At 66.8% G+C, this 21,677-nt stretch carries 17 protein-coding genes and 1 tRNA gene; 13 read left to right on the forward strand and 5 right to left on the reverse strand.

The genetic code is table 11. The features are described from left to right. Positions 1-13 precede the first annotated feature (13 nt). The 8 genes from BLW17_RS15845 to BLW17_RS15885 all read left to right on the forward strand — a co-directional run bounded on the left by BLW17_RS15845 (position 14) and on the right by BLW17_RS15885 (position 10,677). A complete protein-coding gene (locus BLW17_RS15845) occupies positions 14-1,342 on the forward strand; it encodes an AbiJ-related protein (RefSeq protein WP_139306051.1) in 1,329 nt (442 codons plus the stop codon). A 314-nt stretch (positions 1,343-1,656) separates the two neighbouring features. Further along, positions 1,657-2,109: a DUF2924 domain-containing protein gene (locus tag BLW17_RS15855; RefSeq protein WP_036731934.1), complete on the forward strand. Its 453-nt coding sequence runs from the start codon at positions 1,657-1,659 to the stop codon at positions 2,107-2,109. Beyond that, positions 2,106-3,416 (forward strand): recombinase family protein, encoded by a 1,311-nt coding sequence (locus BLW17_RS15860; RefSeq protein WP_036731936.1) that lies wholly within the window; start codon positions 2,106-2,108, stop codon positions 3,414-3,416. Before BLW17_RS15855 ends, BLW17_RS15860 begins: the two co-directional genes overlap by 4 nt. Further along, positions 3,413-3,802: a bacteriophage-like protein gene (locus BLW17_RS15865; RefSeq protein ID WP_036731937.1), complete on the forward strand. Its 390-nt coding sequence runs from the start codon at positions 3,413-3,415 to the stop codon at positions 3,800-3,802. Before BLW17_RS15860 ends, BLW17_RS15865 begins: the two co-directional genes overlap by 4 nt. 90 nt (positions 3,803-3,892) lie before the next feature. After that, positions 3,893-6,643, forward strand: a complete 2,751-nt coding sequence (locus tag BLW17_RS15870; protein WP_036731939.1) for a type I restriction endonuclease subunit R — start codon at positions 3,893-3,895, stop codon at positions 6,641-6,643. Continuing rightward, positions 6,640-8,217 carry a restriction endonuclease subunit S gene (locus tag BLW17_RS15875; protein ID WP_074827017.1) on the forward strand — a complete coding sequence of 526 codons (1,578 nt, stop codon included), beginning with the start codon at positions 6,640-6,642 and terminating at the stop codon, positions 8,215-8,217. Before BLW17_RS15870 ends, BLW17_RS15875 begins: the two co-directional genes overlap by 4 nt. Next, on the forward strand, positions 8,210-9,208 hold the full coding sequence (locus BLW17_RS15880) for a DUF4917 family protein (RefSeq protein WP_036731940.1): 999 nt from the start codon (positions 8,210-8,212) through the stop codon (positions 9,206-9,208). Before BLW17_RS15875 ends, BLW17_RS15880 begins: the two co-directional genes overlap by 8 nt. After that, a complete protein-coding gene (locus tag BLW17_RS15885) occupies positions 9,205-10,677 on the forward strand; it encodes a class I SAM-dependent DNA methyltransferase (protein WP_036731942.1) in 1,473 nt (490 codons plus the stop codon). Before BLW17_RS15880 ends, BLW17_RS15885 begins: the two co-directional genes overlap by 4 nt. Positions 10,678-10,973: 296 nt before the next feature. Here BLW17_RS15885 and BLW17_RS15890 read toward each other — a convergent pair. Together BLW17_RS15890 and BLW17_RS15895 are read right to left on the reverse strand one after the other, a co-directional pair. Beyond that, positions 10,974-11,063: transfer RNA gene (locus tag BLW17_RS15890), tRNA-Ser, on the reverse strand. A gap of 62 nt (positions 11,064-11,125) precedes the next feature. Next, positions 11,126-12,271: an aminotransferase class V-fold PLP-dependent enzyme gene (locus tag BLW17_RS15895; RefSeq protein WP_074827019.1), complete on the reverse strand. Its 1,146-nt coding sequence runs from the start codon at positions 12,269-12,271 to the stop codon at positions 11,126-11,128. A gap of 166 nt (positions 12,272-12,437) precedes the next feature. Between BLW17_RS15895 and BLW17_RS15900 the strand changes: the two genes are divergently transcribed. From BLW17_RS15900 to BLW17_RS15915, 4 genes are all read left to right on the forward strand, one after another. Continuing rightward, positions 12,438-13,175 carry a type 1 glutamine amidotransferase gene (locus BLW17_RS15900; RefSeq protein WP_052176631.1) on the forward strand — a complete coding sequence of 246 codons (738 nt, stop codon included), beginning with the start codon at positions 12,438-12,440 and terminating at the stop codon, positions 13,173-13,175. Beyond that, positions 13,175-13,795 (forward strand): FMN-binding negative transcriptional regulator, encoded by a 621-nt coding sequence (locus BLW17_RS15905; RefSeq protein ID WP_036736368.1) that lies wholly within the window; start codon positions 13,175-13,177, stop codon positions 13,793-13,795. The genes BLW17_RS15900 and BLW17_RS15905 overlap by 1 nt, the downstream gene beginning before the upstream one ends. A 37-nt stretch (positions 13,796-13,832) precedes the next feature. Continuing rightward, positions 13,833-15,188: a glutamine synthetase family protein gene (locus tag BLW17_RS15910; RefSeq protein WP_036736370.1), complete on the forward strand. Its 1,356-nt coding sequence runs from the start codon at positions 13,833-13,835 to the stop codon at positions 15,186-15,188. An 82-nt stretch (positions 15,189-15,270) separates the two neighbouring features. Beyond that, positions 15,271-15,933, forward strand: coding sequence for an SDR family NAD(P)-dependent oxidoreductase (locus BLW17_RS15915; protein WP_394320942.1), 663 nt, complete (start codon positions 15,271-15,273; stop codon positions 15,931-15,933). Between the two features lie 103 nt (positions 15,934-16,036). Here the strand turns inward: BLW17_RS15915 and BLW17_RS15920 are convergent, their stop codons facing one another. From BLW17_RS15920 to BLW17_RS15930, 3 genes are all read right to left on the reverse strand, one after another. Further along, positions 16,037-17,533: a carboxypeptidase M32 gene (locus BLW17_RS15920; RefSeq protein WP_036736374.1), complete on the reverse strand. Its 1,497-nt coding sequence runs from the start codon at positions 17,531-17,533 to the stop codon at positions 16,037-16,039. Continuing rightward, complete coding sequence (gene ctaA / locus BLW17_RS15925) at positions 17,530-18,675, reverse strand: heme A synthase (protein ID WP_036736377.1); 1,146 nt, start codon at positions 18,673-18,675, stop codon at positions 17,530-17,532. The genes BLW17_RS15920 and ctaA overlap by 4 nt, the downstream gene beginning before the upstream one ends. 710 nt (positions 18,676-19,385) lie before the next feature. Next, positions 19,386-20,153 (reverse strand): RNA methyltransferase, encoded by a 768-nt coding sequence (locus tag BLW17_RS15930; protein ID WP_036736999.1) that lies wholly within the window; start codon positions 20,151-20,153, stop codon positions 19,386-19,388. 867 nt (positions 20,154-21,020) lie between these two features. Here BLW17_RS15930 and BLW17_RS15935 point away from each other — a divergent pair. Further along, positions 21,021-21,629 carry a thiamine phosphate synthase gene (locus BLW17_RS15935; RefSeq protein WP_074827021.1) on the forward strand — a complete coding sequence of 203 codons (609 nt, stop codon included), beginning with the start codon at positions 21,021-21,023 and terminating at the stop codon, positions 21,627-21,629. Positions 21,630-21,677 lie beyond the last annotated feature (48 nt).

Genomic DNA, 21,677 nt, shown 5'->3' on the forward strand with positions numbered 1-21,677 from the left:
GGCTGATGAGGAGTTGGATGATCTTCTCGAGCTGGCGGGCTGCTGCTTTCGGGATGCCATGAGGGCCGTCGATATCGAGGCATTCTTCTCCAGACGCGACATCCCCCTTGCAGAAGGGACCAGCAAGAAGACGGTTGCCCAGAATACGCTCGCAAGCCTTCCACGAGCAAAGGCGCTGGATCTGGTCCTCGAGTTTGCGCGGGAACGGCGGGATATTGGCCTGCAGGACAGGGTGTACATCCTACAAGACAAGGACCAGCCGGAAATCTCCGCGATCACTCGCGACCGAGTAGCCGATCACCTTGGTGCGGGGATCCATGGACAAGGCATTCGTCCGGACGTCATCGAGGGGCTCTTTGATCTGAGTTCGCCCGCCGACTACTTCGAGCACCCCACCAAGACCGAGGAACTCAGACAACACGCGACTGGCGAGGCTCCGTTTTGGAACGCTAAGGAGGTCTTCGAATTCATCGGGGCAATAACATGTCCTTCGAGGAGGTTTGCGCAGCTGATCGAGACCGCTCTGGATCCCCGGTTTCGTGATGCCGACGACCAGGCTGCGCTGGCAGCGGACTTGACCCGCATCCTGCAGCTCGATGGTTACGAGGTTGCTCAGACAGGAGAGGTCTCGGGCCTCGCAACATTCTCGGTACGCCCCGTTCGCCGCGGCGTCGACGGGCGGCCGAAGAACCTGATCTTCGCTTCCAACGGACCAAAGCCGAGGCTCGGGTTCTCGGATGCGATCGACAACGAAGTCGTCGTGCTCGAGCATGCCGACAGCTGCCTCATTTACGAGCGCCCCATAGGCAATGGATTGTCATGGCTCGATCTGGCCCGTTGGTGGATGGAGAAAAACGGGATAGCCGACCTCGCCGAAGCGCGCATCAGCCTCGGACGGCGTCTACTTGAGTCGCTTGACGACGGTCCCGAGCGGGCGTTCTTCGGGGCATATTTCAACAATTTTGCTGAGCGACTTGGAGACCGGCTTCCGGCGCTCATCCCGCAGGTCTACCTGCACTATGATCCGGAGATCGCGAGTCGTCTCGCTGACAAACGCGTTCTGTTCCGGCAACGCATGGACTTCCTCATGCTGTTGCCGGGCCGACAGAGGATCGTCCTCGAGATTGACGGCAAGCACCACTATGCGAAAGGCGAGCGCGCCGATCCCGGCCGGTACGCCGAAATGGTTGCGGCTGACCGCAACCTGCGGCTTCGCGGCTACGAGGTGTTTCGGTTCGGGGGCTCGGAATTCTCTCAGCCGAAGGGATCGATGCAGGAATCTGTCGACGAGCTTGTGAAGTCATTCTTCGAGGAGCTGTTCGTCGTCCATCGGCTAGGATAGCACATCCCAAGAACACCGCAGAGTTACGCAGCACTCCCCTAAGCATCTGAAAGTAATTGTTTTCGGGGGATGGGCGGATAGCGTTTCCCCATGCGAAACGCACCGACATACCCGCGGCTGGGCTCGAACCCGCTGTCGCCCGACCAGATGACTCCCGCCGAGCGCCGCGCCGAGCTGTGCGGCCTGCTGGCGCTCGGGCTGGTCCGGTTGCGGCTGCGGGAGCGCAGCGAACCTTCTGACGAGACTGGAGAAATTCGCCTACACTCTCCGGCGAGCGCATGCCGTCATGCAACTCCAACTTACCGGAGACCCGCATGACGACCCACGATCCAATTCCCGCGCGCCTGGCTGCGCTGAAAACCGCCACGACGCCGGAACTGAAGGCGCAGTGGCGCGAGCTGTTCGACAGCGAGCCGCCGCCGTTCAACCGACGCTACCTGGAGAGCCGGCTGGCCTATCGCATCCAGGAGCTCGCCTATGGTGGCCTGAAGCCGGAGACCATTCGGCGGCTGGAGCGATTGGGCGAGGAACTGGATGGTGGCGACCGGAAGAAGAGCCGCGTCCGCGCCGACGCCATGCCCATCGCCGGCACGCGGCTGATCCGCGAGTGGCAGGGTGTCGAGCATGTCGTCACTGTCACCGCGGATGGATTCGAATGGCAGGGCCGGCCCTACAAGTCGTTGTCCGCCATCGCCCGCGCCATCACCAGCACGCGCTGGAATGGCTGGGTCTTCTTTGGGTTGCGCAACCGGAGGGCGCGGACATGACCAAGCCCATAGTCCGGAAACAGCGCTGCGCCATCTACACGCGCAAGTCCTCCGAGGAAGGGCTGGAGCAGGAGTTCAATTCCCTCCACGCCCAGCGGGAGGCGTGCGAGGCGTTCATCGCCAGCCAGCGCTCCGAAGGCTGGGTGCTGGTCCGCGATCAGTATGACGATGGCGGCATCTCCGGCGGTACGCTGGACCGGCCCGGCCTGCAGCGGCTGCTGGAGGACATCGAGGACGGGCTGGTCGACGTGGTCGTGGTCTACAAGATCGACCGCCTGTCGCGCTCGCTCGCCGACTTCGCCAAGCTGGTCGAGGTGTTCGACCGGAACGGCGTGACCTTCGTCTCGGTGACGCAGTCCTTCAACACCACCACGTCGATGGGGCGGCTGACGCTGAACATCCTGCTCTCCTTCGCCCAGTTCGAGCGCGAGGTCACCGCCGAGCGCATCCGCGACAAGGTCGCCGCCAGCCGCAAGAAGGGCATGTGGATGGGTGGCGTGCCGCCCTACGGATACCGGGTCGAGAACCGGAAACTGGTCGTAGACGATGAAGCTGCGGAGCATGTCCGCTGGATCTTCGCGCGCTTCCTCGAGATCGGCTCGGGCACGGAACTGGCGCGAGAGGTGGTGAAGCGCGGCATCCGCACGCCGCGCGGCAACCGGATCGACAAGAAGTACCTGTACCGGATGCTGAACAACCGCGCCTATATCGGCGAGGCGGTGCACAAGGGCGAGAGCTATCCCGGCGAGCACGACGCGATCATCGACCGCGAGACATGGGACCGGGTCCACGCCATCCTGCAGGAGAGCCCGCGCAAGCGCGCGGCACGCACCCGCGCTGAAACACCGGCGCTACTGAAGGGTCTGCTGTTTGGTCCCGATGGCGCAGCCTTCTCGCCGACCCATACCCGCAAGGGCGGCCGACTCTACCGGTACTATGTCAGCCAGACCGTGCTGAAGCACGGCGCCGGATCCTGCCCCGTCGGCCGCGTGCCGGCGGGCGAGGTCGAAGCGGCCGTCATCGATCAGGTGCGCGCCGTATTCCGCCAGCCGGAGATCGTGGCGGGGACATGGAAGGCCGCGCGCGCCCACGCCGACGACATCACCGAGGCCGACGCACGGGCAGCGCTTCAGCAACTCGACCCGCTGTGGGACGAACTCTTCCCCGCCGAGCAGGCGCGCATCGTGGCACTGCTGGTCGCACGCGTCGATGTTGGCACTGACGGGCTCAACGTTCGCCTGCGCGTCGATGGCCTCGGTGACCTCGCGCGCGAGATGCTGGCCGGCGGCATCGGAGAAGCTGCGTGAAACGCGGCGCACCGATCCCGGAAACCGTCACGCTCCACGTCCCGTACCGGGTCGTGAAGCGCGGCGGGAGGAAGGAGATGCAGATGCCTAAAGGCGCGACGCAACCGCGCCGGACCGACAACGCGCTCGTTAAGGCGATGGCCCGTGCGTTCCGATGGAAGCGGATGCTCGAATCCGGGGAGTTCGCCACCATCGCCGAACTGGCCGAGCGCGAGGGCATCGCGCCCTCCTACATGACCCGTGTCCTGCGCCTGACGCTGCTCGCGCCGGACATCGTCGAGGCGATCCTGGACGGGAAGCAGGGGCCGGAGGTGACACTGGCGCGGCTGCTGGAGCCATTTCCGGTGGAGTGGTCGTCTCAAGTCGCCCGCGGCATGCCAGCGTAGGACTACTCCTCTCTACAAACGAGAGGTGTTTGCATTTCTTTTGCGCTAGAAGCATTCTCGCAGAAGATGAGATTTTTCAAGGCTTAGTGCGTGCCACCGGCTGTCAACCAAACCCCCGAGCAGCTCGCCCGGGACCGGATCGATGAACGCCTGCGGGCGTCCGGTTGGCGTGTTCAGGACAAGGACGCGCTCGATTTCAACGCCGGTCTTGGCGTGGCCGTGCGCGAGTACCAGACAGACATCGGACCCGCCGACTACGTCCTCTTCGCTGACAGGCGGGCGGTCGGCGTGGTCGAAGCCAAACCCGACAACTGGGGAGTCCGTCTAACCTCTGTCGAGGAGCAGTCCGAGGGTTACGCGAACGCCAAGCTGAAATGGGTCACCAATGCCGAACCCCTCCCGTTCCTTTACGAGTGTACAGGCCAGGTCACCCGTTTCACCAATGCCCGCGATCCCAACCCGAGGTCGCGTGAGGTATTCACGTTTCACCGGCCCGAAACCCTGAAATCGTGGGGACAGGCGTCAAAGAGCCTACGAGCCGGCATTGCGGAGTTGCCTTCTCTCAACCCGGATGGCCTCCGCGATTGCCAGGTCAAGGCGATCACAAACCTCGAAGCCTCACTCAAGGGCGACAAGCCTCGCGCCCTCGTCCAGATGGCGACCGGGTCGGGTAAGACATTCACTGCGATCACGCAGGTCTACCGCCTGCTCAAACACGCAGGCGCGCGCCGCATCCTGTTCCTCGTCGATACCAAGAACCTCGGCGAGCAGGCAGAACAGGAGTTCATGGCCTTCATCCCGAACGACGACAACCGCAAGTTTACCGAACTCTACAACGTCCAGCGCCTCACTTCGCCTTCCATCGCGAACGACAGCCAGGTCGTCATCTCTACGATCCAGCGCATGTACGCCACGCTCAAGGGTGAGGAACTGAACGAGGGTGCCGAAGACGAAAACCCGGCCGAGCAGAAATGGCGCCGCAAGGAACCTCTGCCGGTCGTCTACAATGCCAAGCTGCCGCCGGAATACTTCGACGTGGTGGTCATCGATGAATGTCACCGCTCCATCTACAATCTCTGGCGCCAGGTCATCGAATACTTCGACGCTTACCTGATCGGGCTCACCGCCACGCCCGACACCCGCACCTATGGCTTCTTCCAGAAGAACGTCGTCAGCGAGTACACCCACGAGAAGGCCGTAGCCGACAAGGTCAACGTCGGCAACGAGATCTACCTCATCGAGACGAAGGTCACCCAGGGCGGCGAGACGCTCAAGGCCGAGCAGCTGATCGAGAAACGCGAACGGGAAACCCGGGCCCGGCGCTGGGAGACACAGGACGAAGACGAAGCCTACGCAGCCACACAGCTCGACCGATCCGTCGTCAACCCCGACCAGATCCGTACCGTCATCCGCACCTTCCACGACAAGTGGCCCGAAATCTTCCCCGGCCGCAAGGAACTGCCCAAAACCCTGATCTTCGCCAAGACCGATAGCCACGCTGACGACATCATCCAGACCGTCCGGCAGGAATTCGGCGAGGGCAACGATTTCTGCCGCAAAATCACCAACGGCGCGAAGAACCCGAAATCTTCGCTCTCCGCCTTCCGCAACGACTACTACCCGCGCATCGCCGTGACCGTGGACATGATCGCCACGGGTACCGACGTGAAACCCCTCGAATGCCTGATCTTCATGCGCGACGTGAAGTCGAAGAACTACTTCGAGCAGATGAAGGGCCGCGGCACCCGCGTCCTGAAACCTGACGATCTGAAAAAGGTCTCTCCCTCCGCGCAGGCCAAGACCCATTACGTCATCGTCGATGCCGTCGGCGTCACCAAATCGCTCAAGACCGCCAGCCAGCCGCTCGACACCAAGCCCTCGATCCCCTTCAAGGACCTCGCCATGGGGCTGATGATGGGCGACCGGTCCGAGGAAACGGTCAGCTCCCTCGCCGCGCGCCTGTCGCGGCTCGACAATAAGCTCGGGGCCGAGGATCAGGAAAAGATCACGACTGAGGCCGGCAAGCCCCTCACCGCCATCGTCCGCGACCTCTTCGACGCTATCGACCCCGACAAGGTGGAGGCAGATGCCAAGGCCGCCGGGAACCCCGAGCCCGACGACATCGCCATGCAGGCCGCGCGCGAGGAACGGATCAAGCACGCCGCCAACGTCTTCACCGGCCCGCTCATCAACCTGATCGACACGATCCGCCGCGACAACGAACAGACCATCGACCATGACAACCTCGACACGCTCCTGCGCGCCGAATGGGCGGGCGATGTGGCCGAGAACGCCAAGCAGATCGCGCAGGAGTTCGAGGCGTACCTGACCGAGAACCGCGATGAGATCGAAGCCCTGTCTATCTACTTCAACACCCCCGCCCGCCGGGCGCAGGTCACCTACGCGATGATCAAGGACGTGCTGAAGAAGCTGACAGAGGATCGCCCGCGCCTCGCTCCGCTCACCGTCTGGCGCGCCTATGCGCATCTCGATGACTACAAGGGCAGCAACCCCGCCAGTGACCTGACCGCACTGGTGGCGCTGATCCGCAGGGTGACCGGGCTCGACGACACGCTGACCCGCCATTCCGAGCGGGTGCGGCGCAACTTCCAGAACTGGGTGCTGAACCGCCACTCGGGCGCAGGCGAGAAGTTCACCGAGGAGCAGATGGACTGGCTGCGCATGATCCGCGACCACCTCGCCACCTCCTTCACCATCGAGCGCGACGATCTGGAAATGGCCCCCTTCGACGGCAAGGGCGGCATGGGGCAGATGTACGCGCTCTTTGGGGATGGGATGGACGAGGTCATGACCGAGATGAATGAGGCGCTTTCGGCATGACGGATTTTCCGCGCGGATGGGCCAAGGCGCCCCTTAGTGACTTAATCGCGCATGACGGCATCTTCACCGATGGCGACTGGGTCGAAAGTAAGGACCAAGATCCGAATGGTTCGGTTCGCCTAATTCAGTTGGCAGACATTGCTGATAGTCATTTCATTAATAAGTCATCGCGCTTTCTGACGCGCGAGAAGGCCGATGAACTGAACTGCACCTTTCTCAAGAAAGGTGATCTACTAGTTGCTCGGATGCCTGACCCATTGGGCCGATGCTGTATCTTTCCACTTGATGGCGAAGAACGCTTCGTAACCGTAGTTGATGTCTGCGCCATCAGATTGGGCAGCGCCGCAATCGAGCGGCGCTACCTCATGCGGGCAATCAACTCACCGGAAGTTCGCGGCAAAATTTCTGCCCTGCAGTCAGGGTCGACGCGTAAGCGCATTTCACGGGGCAACCTTGCGACAGTTCCAATTCCGATCCCGCCCCTCAACGAACAACGCCGAATCGTGGAGAAGATCGAGGCGATGTTCGACGAGATCGACAAGGGGGTGGAGAGCCTGCAAACGGCGCGCACCACCCTCGGCCTCCACCGCCAGTCTCTGCTGAAATCCGCCTTCGAAGGCCGCCTCACTGCCGACTGGCGCGCGAAGAACGCTGACATACTGGAAGCCCCCGAAAACCTCCTCGCCCGCATCCAAGCCGAACGCGACACCCGCTACAAAGCCGCCCTCGACGCCTGGCAGGACGCACTCGCCAAATGGCGCGCCGATGGCGAGAAGGGAAAGAAACCCGCGAAGCCGAAGCGGCCGAAGGATTTCATTGGCTCAGCCAAGATCCCTTCGGGGGCGACAGTTCCCGTCCCAGCGGAATGGCTCATCCCTGCAATGTCTGATCTCGGACAAACGACGGGTGGCCTGACAAAGAACCAAAAGCGCAATGCCCTTCCACTCAAGGCCAAATACCTGCGCGTCGCCAACGTCTATTCAAATCGGCTCGAACTCGATGAGATCATGGAGATCGGCGTCACGGAAGAAGAGCTCTTGAAAACCAGCCTTATCGCCGGAGACCTGCTGTTTGTGGAAGGCAATGGGTCCATCGAGCAGATTGGGCGCGTCGCCATCTGGGATGGCAGTATCCCGAACATGACCCACCAAAACCATCTCATCCGTTTCAGTTCAGATGGTATCTTGTCATCGCGGTTCGCGCTTTACTTCATGATGTCGCCGGTTGGACGAAAGCTCATCGAAGCGCAGGCAAGCTCGACCTCCGGTCTCCACACCCTGAGCATCTCCAAGATCGAAGGGCTACCCGTCCCAGTCTGTTCCCCTGCCGAACAAACCGAAATCGTCCGCATCCTCGACGAAAAACTCGAAGCCGCCGATGCGCTCGAAGCCGAGATCGACGCCGCTCTCACTCGCGCCAACGCCCTGCGCCAATCCATCCTGAAAAAAGCCTTCTCCGGCCAGCTCGTCCCTCAGGACCCGGACGACGAGCCGGCCCCGGCCCTGCTCGAGCGCATCAAGACCGACCGCGCCAAGGCTCCCTGTGCCAAGAAACGGAAGACCGCCCATGCCTGACGTCATCAATTTTCAGGATGCCATCAAGGCGACGGAGGGCGAGGACAAGGCGCTCCTGATCGGCAACGGCTTCTCCGCGCAATACTTCAACTATGCAAACCTTCTGGCGGAGGCTCAGCTGGAAGAAGGTAGCCCGATCAAAGCGCTGTTTGAAGAACTTGGCACCGTGGACTTCGAAGCCGTGATCCGCGCGCTCGAGGATGCAACCATCGTCGAGCGAGCCTACGGCAACGCCGCCCATGCAGTTGAACTTGAGGCCGATGCCCAAAGAGTGAGAGAGGCCCTCGTCGCCGCCGTCAACGCCACCCATCCCGCCCATCGGGATGACCTCGTATTTCAGTACGAAAGCGCGGCAGCCTTCTTGAAGCACTTCGGCAAGGTCTTCTCTCTGAACTATGACTTGCTTCTTTACTGGGTGAACCTGGAAAAACGGCTGCTCAAGGACGGTTTCGGCCTAGGAAAAGACGTGGCGGAAGGGCGGTTCAAAGGACCCTTTCTTGAGCATGCCTACTGTCACATTTTCAATCTCCACGGCGGATTGCACCTCTTCCAGAACGAAATTGGAGAGGTCTACAAAGCCCTGAACCATGGAGACGGCGTCATCGCGAATATCACACACGAGATCGCAAACAACGGCCGCCTGCCTCTCTATGTCGCCGAGGGCACATCAAAGTCGAAGCTGCGCAAGATCAACTCCGTCGAATATCTCCGACATTGCTATCGTACATTGCAAGAAACCACCGCCGCAGTTTTCGTGTTCGGGCATAGCGCAGACCCAAACGACGCCCACATCTATCATGCAATTTTCGGCTCGAAGGCCAAGCACGTCTATTTCGGCGTCTTCCAGCCGAGCGCCGAAAAGGTGACGGCCTTGGATGCGGAACTCGCAAAATATAAGAAGCTCGGAGGGGATGACGTCCCATACAGCTTCTTCGACTCGGAGACCGCGCACGTCTGGGACGGACCGCCAGTGGGAGAAGAAACCGAATGAACACCGCCCCCATAGTTTCAAGGGTCTGGAGCTTCTGCACGACGCTGCGCGACGACGGTGTCGGCTATGGCGATTACCTGGAGCAGCTGACCTACTTGATCTTCCTCAAGATGGCGGACGAATACGCCAAGCCTCCCTACAGCCGCGATGTGGGGATTCCGGAGGGGTACGACTGGACCAGCCTGACCTCGCGCCGCGGAGCGGAGCTGGAAGCGCATTACGTCATGCTGCTGCGGAAGTTGGGCGAGCAGAAAGGCATGCTCGGTCAGATCTTCACCAAGGCTCAGAACAAGATTACCGATCCGGCGAAGCTGTTCCGTTTGATTGACATGGTGGACGGCACGAAGTGGGTGACGCTCGGTGCCGACGTCAAAGGGGACATCTACGAAGGGCTGCTCGAACGCAACGCCGAGGATACGAAATCGGGCGCCGGCCAGTATTTCACGCCGCGTGCCCTGATCCGTGCAATGGTCGAATGCGTCCGCCCCGAGCCCGGCAAGACCATCGCCGACCCGGCCTGCGGGACAGGCGGCTTCTTCCTCGCCGCGCATGATTTCCTGACCGACCCGGAGAACTATCCGCTCGACAAAGATCAGAAGGCGTTCCTGAAGCACTCGACCTTCTTCGGCAACGAGATCGTCGCCGGGACCCGGCGCCTCTGTCTGATGAACATGTTCCTGCACGGGATCGGCGAGATGACCGGGGATACGCTGGTGTCGCCGGCCGACGCGCTGATCTCGCCGCCGTCGGAGACCTTCGACTACGTTCTGGCGAACCCGCCATTCGGCAAGAAGAGCTCGATGAGCTTCACCAACGCTGAAGGTGAGCAGGAAACCGACGACCTGACCTACAATCGCCAGGACTTCTGGGCGACCACGTCGAACAAACAGCTGAACTTCGTCCAGCACATCCGGACCATGCTGAAGACAACGGGGCGGGCTGCCGTGGTCGTGCCCGACAACGTCCTGTTTGAGGGCGGCGCGGGAGAGACCATCCGGCGCAAACTGCTACAGACGACGGATCTCCACACCATTCTACGCCTACCCACGGGCATCTTCTATGCGCAGGGCGTAAAAGCGAACGTGATCTTCTTCGACAACCGCGCGGCCAGCCCCGATCCGCAGACCTCCAAGGTCTGGTACTACGATTACCGGACGAACGTGCATCACACGTTGAAGCAGAAGTCCCTGACCTACGCGCATCTCGAGGATTTTGTGTCCTGCTACAATCCATGGAACAGGCATCAGCGCAGCCCGACGTGGAGCGAGGACAGCCCCGACGGACGCTGGCGCCCGTTCGACCGGGAAGAACTTCTGGCCCGCGACAAGGCGAGCCTCGACCTGTTCTGGCTGCGGGATGCGTCGATGACCGACCTCGAGAACCTGCCGGAACCAGAGGTCTTGGCAGAGGAAATCATGGAGAACCTTCGGTCTGCACTGGCGAGCTTTGAAGCAGTTTCTGCTGGGTGAGAGCCGCGTCCTGTGCGACATGGCTTGGAGAGCTTTGGGCTTCGGTTCCATCTCAGGCGCGAGCGACTGGAATATAAGTGTTCAGCTGCAGCCTCGGAAAATCGCTACTTTACAGATGCTTACAAGCTATTCACCAAATAGGCGCAGTCATGAGGTCCGGAGAATATCGGCCATGAGAGACCGCTCGCGGGCCGCTTGGCACGAAGGCCAGTGCTCAGCCCCACCCGCATAACCCTCGAAAACAATGATAAAATCCGGCCGCAGCGGGATTTGGAGAACGCTTTCGCTGGGGCAAGTGGCGGAGGCGGTGGGATTCGAACCCACGGTGGGGTTGCCCCCACGTCGGTTTTCAAGACCGGTGCATTCAACCACTCTGCCACGCCTCCCGCGGCCCGGCTGCGTAACCCGCCGCGGGGCGCGGGGCAAGGGCCCCAGCCCCCGCCTCGGGCTACCCCTCGCCCAGCCGGTCCAGCACCCCCGTCAGCCGGGCCAGCGTGCCCTCCACGTCCTTCAGCTTGTCGAGCCCGAAGAGCCCCAGCCGGAAGGTGCGGAAATCCGGCCCCTCGCCGACCTGCAGGGGCACCCCCGCGGCGATCTGCATCCCCAGCGCGGCGAAGCGGCGGCCGCTCTGGATCTCGGGGTCGGTCGTGTGGCTCACCACCACCCCGGGCGCCGCAAAGCCCGGCGCTGCGACCGAGGCGAAGCCGCGCTCGGCCAGCGCCGCGCGCACCCGCTCCCCCAGGTCCCACTGGGCCGCGCGGGCCGCCTCGAACCCCAACTCGCGGGTCTCGACCATCGCGTCGCGCAAGACCAGCAGCGAGTCGGTCGGCAGCGTCGCGTGATAGGCGTGGCCGCCGTCCTCATAGGCCTTCATGATTGCGCGCCACTTCTTCAGGTCCAGCGCGAAGCTGTCGCTCGTCGTCGCCTCGAGCCGTGCGAGGCCTTCGGGCGAGAACATCACCAGCCCCGCGGCGGGCGGCGCGCTCCACCCCTTCTGCGGGGCCGAGATCAGCACGTCGACGCCCGTGGCGCGCATGTCGACCCAGATCGCCCCCGAGGCGATGCAGTCGAGCACCATGAGCGCGCCGACCTCGTGCGCCGCGGCCGCCAGCGCGGTGATGTAGTCGTCGGGCAGGATCAGCCCGGCCGAGGTCTCGACATGGGGGGCGAACACCACCGCCGGGCGGCTGTCGCGGATCTCGGCCACCACGTCCTCGATCGGCGGGGGGGCGAAGGCCGGCTGGGGGTCGTTGCCGGCGGGGCGGGCCATCTCGACGGCGGCTTCGCCCTCCATCGCGGCGGCCTCGTGGATCTGGGTCCAGCGGAAGCTGAACCAGCCGTTGCGCACGATCAGCGCGTCGGCGTGGCGGGCGAACTGGCGGGCCACCGCCTCCATCGCGAAGGTGCCGCCGCCGGGGACCACGGCCACCGCCTCGGCGCCGTAGGCCTCGCGCGCGATGGCCGAGATGTCGCGCATCACGGCCTGGAACTTCTGCGACATGTGGTTGAGGCTGCGGTCGGTGAAGACGACCGAGAACTCCATCAGACCGTCGGGGTCCACCACGCTCTTGCCGTCGGGGCGCAATCCGTCCATCGCCTGCTCCTCTGCTCGCCTGTGGGGCGAGACTAGCCCCCCCGGCCCGGCAAGGCCAGCCGCCGCGAGACCCCCGGCCACCACCCCGCGGCCCCCTTGCGGCACCCCCTGCCCCGTGCCTAGGTTGGCGGTAACGGCAGACACCCCCATGCAGAGGCAATCTCCGATGCGGATCGGCATCCTCAAGACCGGCCAGTCGCCCGAGGTCATCCGCGGCGCGCTCGGCGACTATGACCAGATGTTCGAGCGGCTGCTCGGCGGGCGCGGCTTCGACTTCGACAGCTATCACGTCGAGGCGATGCAGTTCCCCCCCGACGTCCACGCCGCCGACGGCTGGCTGATCACCGGCTCGCGCCACGGCGTCTATGAGGACCACCCGTTCATCCCCCCGCTCGAGGATTTCATCCGCGCGGCCTATGCCGCCGGGGTGCCGGTGGTGGGCATCTGCTTCGGCCACCAGATCATCGCCCAGGCCCTCGGCGGCCGGGTCGAGAAGCACAAGGGCGGCTGGGCCGTGGGGGCGCGGGACTACGACTTCGCCGGCCAGACGGTGACGCTGAACGCCTGGCACCAGGACCAGGTCGTGACCGCGCCCGAGGGGGCCGAGGTGGTCGCCACCAGCCCCTTCTGCGCCAACGCCGCGCTGCTCTACGGCAACCGCGCCTATTCGGTGCAGGCCCACCCCGAGTTTCCCGACGCCTTCATCGACGGGCTGATCGAGCATCGCGGCGGCAGCGTCCCCGAGCCGCTGATCAAGGCCGCCCGCGCCCGCCGCGGCAGCGCCGACGCGCGGCTCGTGGCCGACCGGATCGAGGCGTTCTTCCGCACCCCCCGCGCGCGGGCGCCGGTCCCGGCCGCCGAACCGGACGCGACCGCCCGTCCCGACCGCGAGACGGCCGCCTGATGTACACGCCCCCCGCCTTCGACGAGACGCGCCCCGAGGTGCTGTCGGCGCTGATCGCCGCGCATCCGCTGGCGCTGCTGGTCACGACGGGGGACGACACCGGGCCGACCGCGAACCTCATCCCGATGACCGCCGAGGGCGGCGTCCTGCGCGCCCATCTGGCCCGCGCCAACCCCCAGCTGGCCGAGCTGCGGGCGGCGCAGGCCGCGGGTCGTCCGGTCCTCGCCGTCTTTCAGGGGCCGCAGGCCTATGTCTCGCCCGGCTGGTATGCCAGCAAGGCCGAACATGGCCGGGTGGTGCCGACCTGGAACTTCCTCATGGTGCAGGTCCGGGGCGTGCCGCGGGTGATCGACGAACCCGACTGGCTCGCGGCCCAGGTCACCGATCTGACCGACCGGCTCGAGGCCGAGCGCCCCGACCCGTGGTCGGTCGCCGACGCGCCCGCCCCCTTCGTCGCGGCGCAGTTGCGCGGGATCGTCGGGCTGGAAGTCCCGATGACCGCGCTGGCCGGCAAGTGGAAGGCCAGCCAGAACCGCAGCGCCGCGGACCGCGCGGGGGTGGCGCACGGCCTCGCCCGCGCCGGCCACGCGATGGCCGACCACATCCCCCTGACACCCTGAACCCGATCAAGCCGGCAGCCCCGGCGGAAAGTCCCCGATGTCAGACTGGCTGACCCGATTGCCCCGCGCCGCACAGACCTATATCGACGGCCGCCGCCTCGATGAGGTCGAGTGCATCGTCTCGGACATCGCCGGCGTCGCCCGCGGCAAGGCCATGCCCGCGTCCAAGTTCGCGCGACAGGAAAGCTTCTACCTGCCGAACTCGATCTTCCTGCAGACCATCACCGGGGAATGGGCCGACAACCCCTCGGGCGCCTTCACCGAGCCCGACATGATCCTCGTCCCCGACTTCGAGACAGCGACCGCGGCGCCGTGGACGGCGGACGTGACGCTGCAGGTGATCCACGACGCCTATGACCAGCAGGGCAACCCGGTGCCGGTGGCGCCCCGCAACGTCCTGCGGCGCGTGGTCCAGCTTTACGCCGACAAGGGCTGGAAGCCGCTGGTGGCGCCCGAGATGGAGTTCTTCCTCGTCGCCCGCAACATCGACCCGAACCAGCCGATCCAGCCGCCGATGGGCCGCTCGGGGCGGCGGGCGGCCGCCAAGCAGGCCTATTCGCTGTCGGCGGTGGACGAATACGGCCGGGTGATCGACGACATCTACGACTTCGCCGAGGCGCAGGGGTTCGAGATCGACGGCATCCTGCAAGAGGGCGGCGCCGGTCAGGTCGAGATCAACCTCGCCCACGGCGACCCGGTCAAGCTGGCCGACGAGATCTTCTTCTTCAAGCGCCTGATCCGCGAGGCGGCGCTGCGCCACGACTGTTTCGCCACCTTCATGGCCAAGCCCATCGAAGGCGAGCCGGGCAGCGCCATGCACATCCACCACTCGGTGGTCGAGGCCGAAACGGGCCGGAACATCTTCTCGGACGAGAAGGGCCGCGAGACCCCCGCCTTCCTGCATTTCATCGCCGGGATGCAGCGTCACCTGCCGGCCGCGGTCGCGCTGCTCGCGCCCTACGTCAACAGCTACCGCCGCTACGTCCCCGACTTCGCGGCGCCGATCAACCTTGAGTGGGGCCGCGACAACCGCACCACCGGGCTCAGGGTGCCGATCTCGGGCCCCGACGCGCGGCGGGTGGAAAACCGCCTCGCCGGGATGGACTGCAACCCCTATCTCGGGATCGCGGCGTCGCTCGCCACCGGCTATCTGGGGCTGGTCGAGTCCGACAACCCGCGCGCCGAATGCCTGGGCGACGCCTACATGGGCGACGACGAGCTGCCCACGAACCTGGGCGATGCGCTCGACGAGATGGTCGAGAGCGCGCCCATGCGCGAGGTGCTGGGGTCCGAGTTCATGGCCGTCTACGAATCGGTCAAGCGCAACGAATACAAGGAGTTCCTGCAGGTCATCAGCCCGTGGGAACGTGAGCACCTGTTGCTGAACGTCTGACCCGGCGGCGCCGGGCGCGGCCCGTGCGGGCGGGGTCTTGCGGCGCGGGCCGCGCGGTGGCAAGCCCCGCGGGCAAAGAGGGGTGCCCGCCATGTCCGACCAGAAGCTTGCCATCGTCACCGGCGCCTCGCGCGGCCTCGGGGCTGCCCTTGCCGAGCGGCTCGGCGGGCGCGGCCACCACGTCGTCGCCGTCGCCCGCACCACCGGCGCGCTCGAGGAGCTCGACGACCGCATCCGCGCCCGCGGCGGCGAGGCGACGCTCGCGCCGATGGACGTGGCCAGCCCCGAGGCGATGATCCAGCTGACCCGCGCCGTGCTCGACCGCTGGGGCGGCATCGACCTGTGGGTGCACGCGGCGATCCACGCGGCCCCGCTCGCCCCCGCCCCCCATGTCGATCCGAAGGACATGGAGAAATCCATCGCCGTCAACCTTGCCGCGACCCACGGGCTGATCGCGCTGTTCGAGCCGCTGCTGCGCGCCCGCGGCGGCACCGCGCTGTTCTTCGAGGACGCCCGCGGCGGCCAGCCGTTCTTCGGCGCCTACGGCGCCACCAAGGCCGCGCAGATGGCGCTGGCGCGCAGCTGGCAGGCGGAGACCGCGCGGCTCGGCCCGCGCGTGGTCATCGCCGCGCCCGCGCCGATGCCGACCGGGGTGCGCGCCCGCTTCTACCCCGGCGAGGACCGCGCCGCGCTGACCCCCTGCGGCACCGAGGCCGACCGCATCCTCGGCGAACTCGGTCTCTGACCCCACCCCCCGCGCGGGGTGGCGGGCTGGGGAGCCTCCGGCGGGGATATTTAAGTCCAGCCCGAGGGGGGGGCGCTGCGTGCCGCCCCCGCCTCGGTGGCGTTTACAGGCCGTAGATGGCCCCGAACTTCTCTTCCAGATAGTCGAGCAGCGGCTCGGGGCTGACCGCGGCGCCGGTCGCCGTCTCGACCAGCTCGCGCGGCGGCAGCAGGCCGCCGTGGCGCTGCAGGTTCTCGCGCAGCCACTCGACCCCTGGCCCCGCCTCGCCCCGGGCCAGGCTCTCGTCGAGGTCCGGCACCGCCGCCCGCATCGCCTCGTTCAGACAGCCGGCGTAGACGTTCCCCAGCGCATAGGTCGGGAAATAGCCGAAGAGCCCGACCGACCAGTGCACGTCCTGCAGCATCCCGTTCGCCGGCCGGTCCACCGCCACGCCGAAATCCTTGAGGAAGCGCGCGTTCCACGCCTCGGGCAGGTCATCGACCGCCAGCCGCCCCGAGATCAGGTCGCGCTCGAGGTCGAAGCGCATCATGATGTGCAGGTTGTACTGCACCTCGTCGGCCTCGGTGCGGATGTAGCCCGGCTGGACCCGGTTGACGGTGCGGTAGAACGCATCCGCATCCGCCACCGACAGCCCCCCCATCATGTCCGACATCCGCTGGTAGAGCCAGCCGGTGAACGCCCGGCCCCGCCCCATCTGGTTCTCGTAGATGCGCGACTGGCTTTCGTGCACCCCCATCGACACCCCCCGCCCGAGCGGCGTGAAGGCGTGATCTGGGTCGATCCCCAGCTCGTAGCTCGAATGGCCGACCTCGTGGATGGTCGAGTAGATGCAGTTGAAGGGGTCCGCCTCGACCACCCGGGTCGAGATCCGGCTGTCCTGCCAGCGCCCCGACGAGAACGGATGCACCGCCATGTCCAGCCGGCCGCGGTTCCAGTCGTAGCCGAAGGCCGTGGCGCAGGCCCGCGCGAGCCTCAGCTGCATCTCCTGCGGGAACCGCCCCTCGAGCGCCGCGGGCGGGTTTTCGGCCCCCAGCACGTCCTCGCGCAGGCTGACCAGCCGCGGCCGCATCTCGGCGTAAAGCGCTTCCAGCTCGGCCTGCGTCATGCCCGGTTCGTAGTCGTCCAGCAGCGCGTCATAGGCGTCGCCGCCGCCGAACCCCGCCGCGACCAGCGCCGCCGCCTCGTCCTGCTTCAGCACCACGATCTGGTCGAGCGTCGGCAGGAAATCCCCCGGCGCGTCATTGGCCCGCGCCTGCGCCCAGATCCCCTGCGCGAGGCTCGTCAGCCGCGCCATCTCGGTGGCGAGATCGGCCGGGATCGCGCTCGCCCGGGCGAACTCGCGCCCGATCAGTTCGAGGATGCGCGCCTCGCGGTCGCTCTCGGGGGTGGCGGCGTCCAGCCATTCGCCCAGCCGCGGGTCGGTGCGCCGCTCGTGCAGCACCGCCTCCATCGCCGCCATCTCTTCGGAGCGCTGCTCGGCGGCGCCGCGCGGCATTACCGTCTCCTGGTCCCAGGCGAGCCGTCCGGCCACCGCCGACAGCGCCTCGGTCTGGCGCTGGAACGCCATCAGCTCGACCATCGCAGAGGTGGAGTTGCTCATCGGATGGTCCCCCGGACACTGGTTTCAAATGGATAGCGCGCATGGTGGCGGGCGCGGATGATCAGCACGAACAGCGCCACCGCACCAAGCTGGTGGGCCAGCGCCTCGGGCAGGGGCGCGCCATGCATGATGGTGACGATGCCCAGCACCACCTGGAACGCCACCGCGGCGAGCATCACCGTGAACGCCCCCCGCGTCACCGGATGCGGCGAGCGGCGGGCGCGCAGCCACACCACCACCGCGAAGATCGTCAGCAGATAGGCCACCATCCGGTGGGTGAATTGCACCGTGGCCGCGTTCTCGAAGACATTGCGCCAGCCGAGCGCGCTGTCCCAGATCGCCGCCGGCACCCACTCGCCGCCCATCTTCGGCCAGCCGGTGTACTGCCGCCCCGCGTCGATCCCCGCCACCAGCGCCCCGAGCAGGATCTGCACGAAAGCGAGGTGCATGAGCCCGGTGGACATCGAAAACAGCTTCGGCTCGCCCGCCCGCCGCGCCCGCATCAGCGCCGCCTCGGGCCGCGACAGCTGCAGCACGTACCAAGCGATCAGGCCGAGGATGGCGAAGGCGAGCCCCAGATGCACCGCCAGCCGGTACGAGGCGACCGAGGTCATCCCCGCCACCAGCCCCGAGCTGACCATCCACCAGCCCACCAGCCCCTGCAGCCCGCCGAGCGCCCCCAGCGTCAGCAGCCGCGGGGTCCAGCCCGGCGGGATGCGCTTCGTGAGCCAGAACCCGAGGAACCCCAGCGCCCAGACCGCGCCGACTGCGCGCCCGAGCAGCCGGTGCGCCCACTCCCACCAGTAGATGCGCTTGAACCCGGCGAGGTCCATCGTCGGGTTCTCCTGATGGAACTGCGGGATCTGCTGGTATTTCTCGAACTCGGCGGTCCAGGCGGCCTCGCCCTGCGGCGGCAGGACGCCGGTCACGGGTTTCCATTCGGTGATCGACAGGCCCGAGCCGGTCAGCCGCGTCGCGCCGCCGAGGGCGATCATCGCCGCGACCATGACGAAGAGCACCACGAGCCACGCCCGGATGGCGCCGCGCGCGCCCTTGGGGGCGGCGTCGATCATCCCGCCTTGGGGAAGCTGCGCCGCCGGGGCGAGGTCCGAGACCTCCTGAAAGATCGGGCGCTTGGCCATGTCGAGGATGTTCCTGGGCAGGTGTGGGGGGTCGAATTGCGGGCGCACAGTGGCCTTGGCGGGGGGAAAGGTCAATCGGACGGGGTGAGGGCGGCTGCCGGGGCGGTATGCGAGCGCTGCGGTGCTGAGTGGGTGCGGGCCGGGGTGGCGCGGCGAGTGACGCCGGGCGGCGCGGGCGGGCGCGCTAGGTGGCGCTTAGTCGGCGCCGCGGCGGCGCATGGCTGGCGCTGGGGTGGTCAGTGTGCGGGCGGCCTCGCTTAGCGCGTCGTTTGCGTCGGGGTGGCGCGGGCGAGCCGAGGTGGCACGTGCGAAGGTGGCACGGGTGCGGCGCGCGGGGGTAACGCGGTCGCCGCCGGGCTGGCGGGTGTGCGGGCGGCCCGTGGTGGGCTCCGGGGCGACGCGGGTGCGGGCGGGCTGGGGTAGCGCGCGGTTGGCGCCGGGGCGGCAATGGAGCCCCGCAGGCTGAAGGGATGGGTGCGCCGGCCAGCACTGACGCCCCTTCCCGACCAAATGCAGCGCCTCCGGCAGACCGAAGGGTTCGGCTTCTTTCTGGCCCAGATACCCCGGTGACGCTGCGGCCGCATCATCCGGCCGCCTCTCGTCAGCCTCGGCAGCCGGCGCACACGAACCTTGGGACATTCCGCTTACACCGTGCGGCCCCGGCCACTCGAGCCGAGCCCCGGCTTCCCGTCAGCCGCCCCGCACGGCCCTCACGCGCCCGGCCCGTCCCCGTCCCGCCCGCGCCAGGTCAGTTGCCGGATCATCCCGTGGAAGATCTGCACGTCGGCCCGGGTCAGCGGCAGCCGCGACCACAGGTTGCGCAGCGTCAGCCGCATCGAGGCCGCCTTGTCCTCGGGAAAGAAGAACCGCGCCGCGGTCAGCCGCTCCTCCCAGTGATCGGCCAGCCGCTCGATCTCGAGCCGCGTCGCCGGCACCTCGCCCGCCGGGCGCCGCCCCGCCGGCGCAGGCTCGGGCGGCAGCGCCTCGCGGCCCCACTCGTAGCCCATCAGCAGCACCGCCTGCGCGAGGTTGAGCGAGGGGAACGCGGGGTTCACCGGCACCGTCACGATGGCGCTGGCGCGCGCGATGTCGTCGTTGTCGAGCCCCGCCCGCTCGGGCCCGAAGACCAGCGCCACCCGCCGCCCTTCGGCGGTCAGCGCCCGCGCCTCGGCCATGGCGGTGGCGGGGGTGTGGACGGGCTTGGTCAGCTCGCGCCCCCGCGCGGTGGTGGCATAGGCGGTGTCGACGTCCGCCATCGCCTCGGCGAGCGTCGGGAACACCCGCGCCCGGTCGAGCACCTGCCCCGCCGCGCCCGAGGCCATGGCGACCGCCCGCGGGTTCGGCCACCCGTCCCGCGGCGCGACGAGCCTGAGGTCGGTCAGGGCAAAGTTCAGCATCGCGCGTGCGGCCGCGCCGATGTTCTCGCCCATCTGCGGGCGCACGAGGATGACGACGGGTTGAACGGGGCTGATGGACATGGGCGCGCGGTAGCGAAACCGGGACGTGCGGGCAAGGGTGAGCGGCGGGTTCCGACGGCCGTTGCGGTTCACTCCGCCCGAAAACTGGCCCCGGTCCAAGGCGCTGCACCCCCTGCTGGCACGCGTCCCCTTCCGCCGCACGTGGCGGGCCAGCGGCGGCGAGCGTCAGATCGGCGTGTTGGCCGCGGTTCGGCGTAGCACCTCAACGTGGCGGACCCGGCTCCCCGCGGCATCTCGGGGTGGCGCCTCGGCGCGTGCAACGGCCCCGGGACAGCGACATTCAAAAGGCTCGTCGGCGGTGCAACCTGCGGCGTGCATCACTCACGCCGCGGCTGTCTCGCCCCCGAAAAGCTCCCACCTGACCGCCCCTCCGCGCGGCCCACAGCAGAGCAACAGGGATCAGCGCGCGTCTCCCGGGGCGGCCCCCTCGTCGCCCCGCGAGATGCCTGCAAGCTAATCGCCGAAGAGGCCCACACTGCAGTTGTGCCCGAGTCCGACGGAGGCAGGCGGGTCATCGTCCGCATTCGCGCGACACGCCCCCGCGTGGCTAGGAAGTCTCGTCGTCACGGCGGAGCTTGGCGGGACTGAAGCGCCAAATCGTTCGCATGAACTGTGCATGAACATCACATGAACGATCAGGAACTCTGAACGGATCGTGCATAACGTATTTCTACAATATACAATCTACTCAAATGCCAATTAATGAAACCTAACCCATTTCGAGAGTTGCGCACCGCCCCGTTGCCCGCTCGCCCGCCTCCACCGAACGTTGCGCGTGCCCCGTCGTCCCCGCCCCAACCAACCGGCCCTTCCCCCGCCCGCCACGCTGCGCTATCCCCCGTCCCCAGCCCGACAGGAGAGCCGCAGATGACCGAGGACGCCCCGCAGCTTTACCTCATCGCCCCGGCCCGCCTGCCGGCCTCGGAACTCGCGCCCCGCCTCACCGCGGTGCTCGACGCACACCCCGTCGCCTGCCTGCGCCTCTCGGGCGCCGGCGACGAGGCCGAGCTCGCCCGCATCGCCGACCTTGCCCGCGAGATCGCCCACGCCCGCGACGTCGCCGTGGTGATCGAGGATCACGTCGCTCTCGCCGCCCGCCACGGGCTCGACGGAGTGCACCTGACCCAGGGCGCGCGCGGCGTCCGCCACGCCCGCAAGGAACTCGGCGCCGATGCCATCGTCGGCGCCTTCTGCGGCGCCTCGCGGCACGAGGGGATGAACGCCGGCGAGGCGGGGGCGGATTACGTCAGCTTCGGCCCCCTCGGCCCGACCGCGCTGGGCCCGGGAACCCCGGTGGATCTCGAACTTCTCCAGTGGTGGTCCGAGGTGATCGAGGTGCCCGTCGTGGCGGAAGGCGCCCTCGACGCGGCCCTGATCCGCGCCGTCTGGCCGGTCGCGGACTTCATCGCCCTGGGGCCGGAAATCTGGCAGGCGCCCGACCCGGCCGAGGCGCTGAGCGCGCTCTGGCCCGTCTGAACCGGGGCCGCGGCGCTAGCAGCTATCCGCGGCTGACGCGCTTAACCT

The organism is Paracoccus sanguinis, from assembly GCF_900106665.1.
GTDB classification, from domain to species: domain Bacteria; phylum Pseudomonadota; class Alphaproteobacteria; order Rhodobacterales; family Rhodobacteraceae; genus Paracoccus; species Paracoccus panacisoli.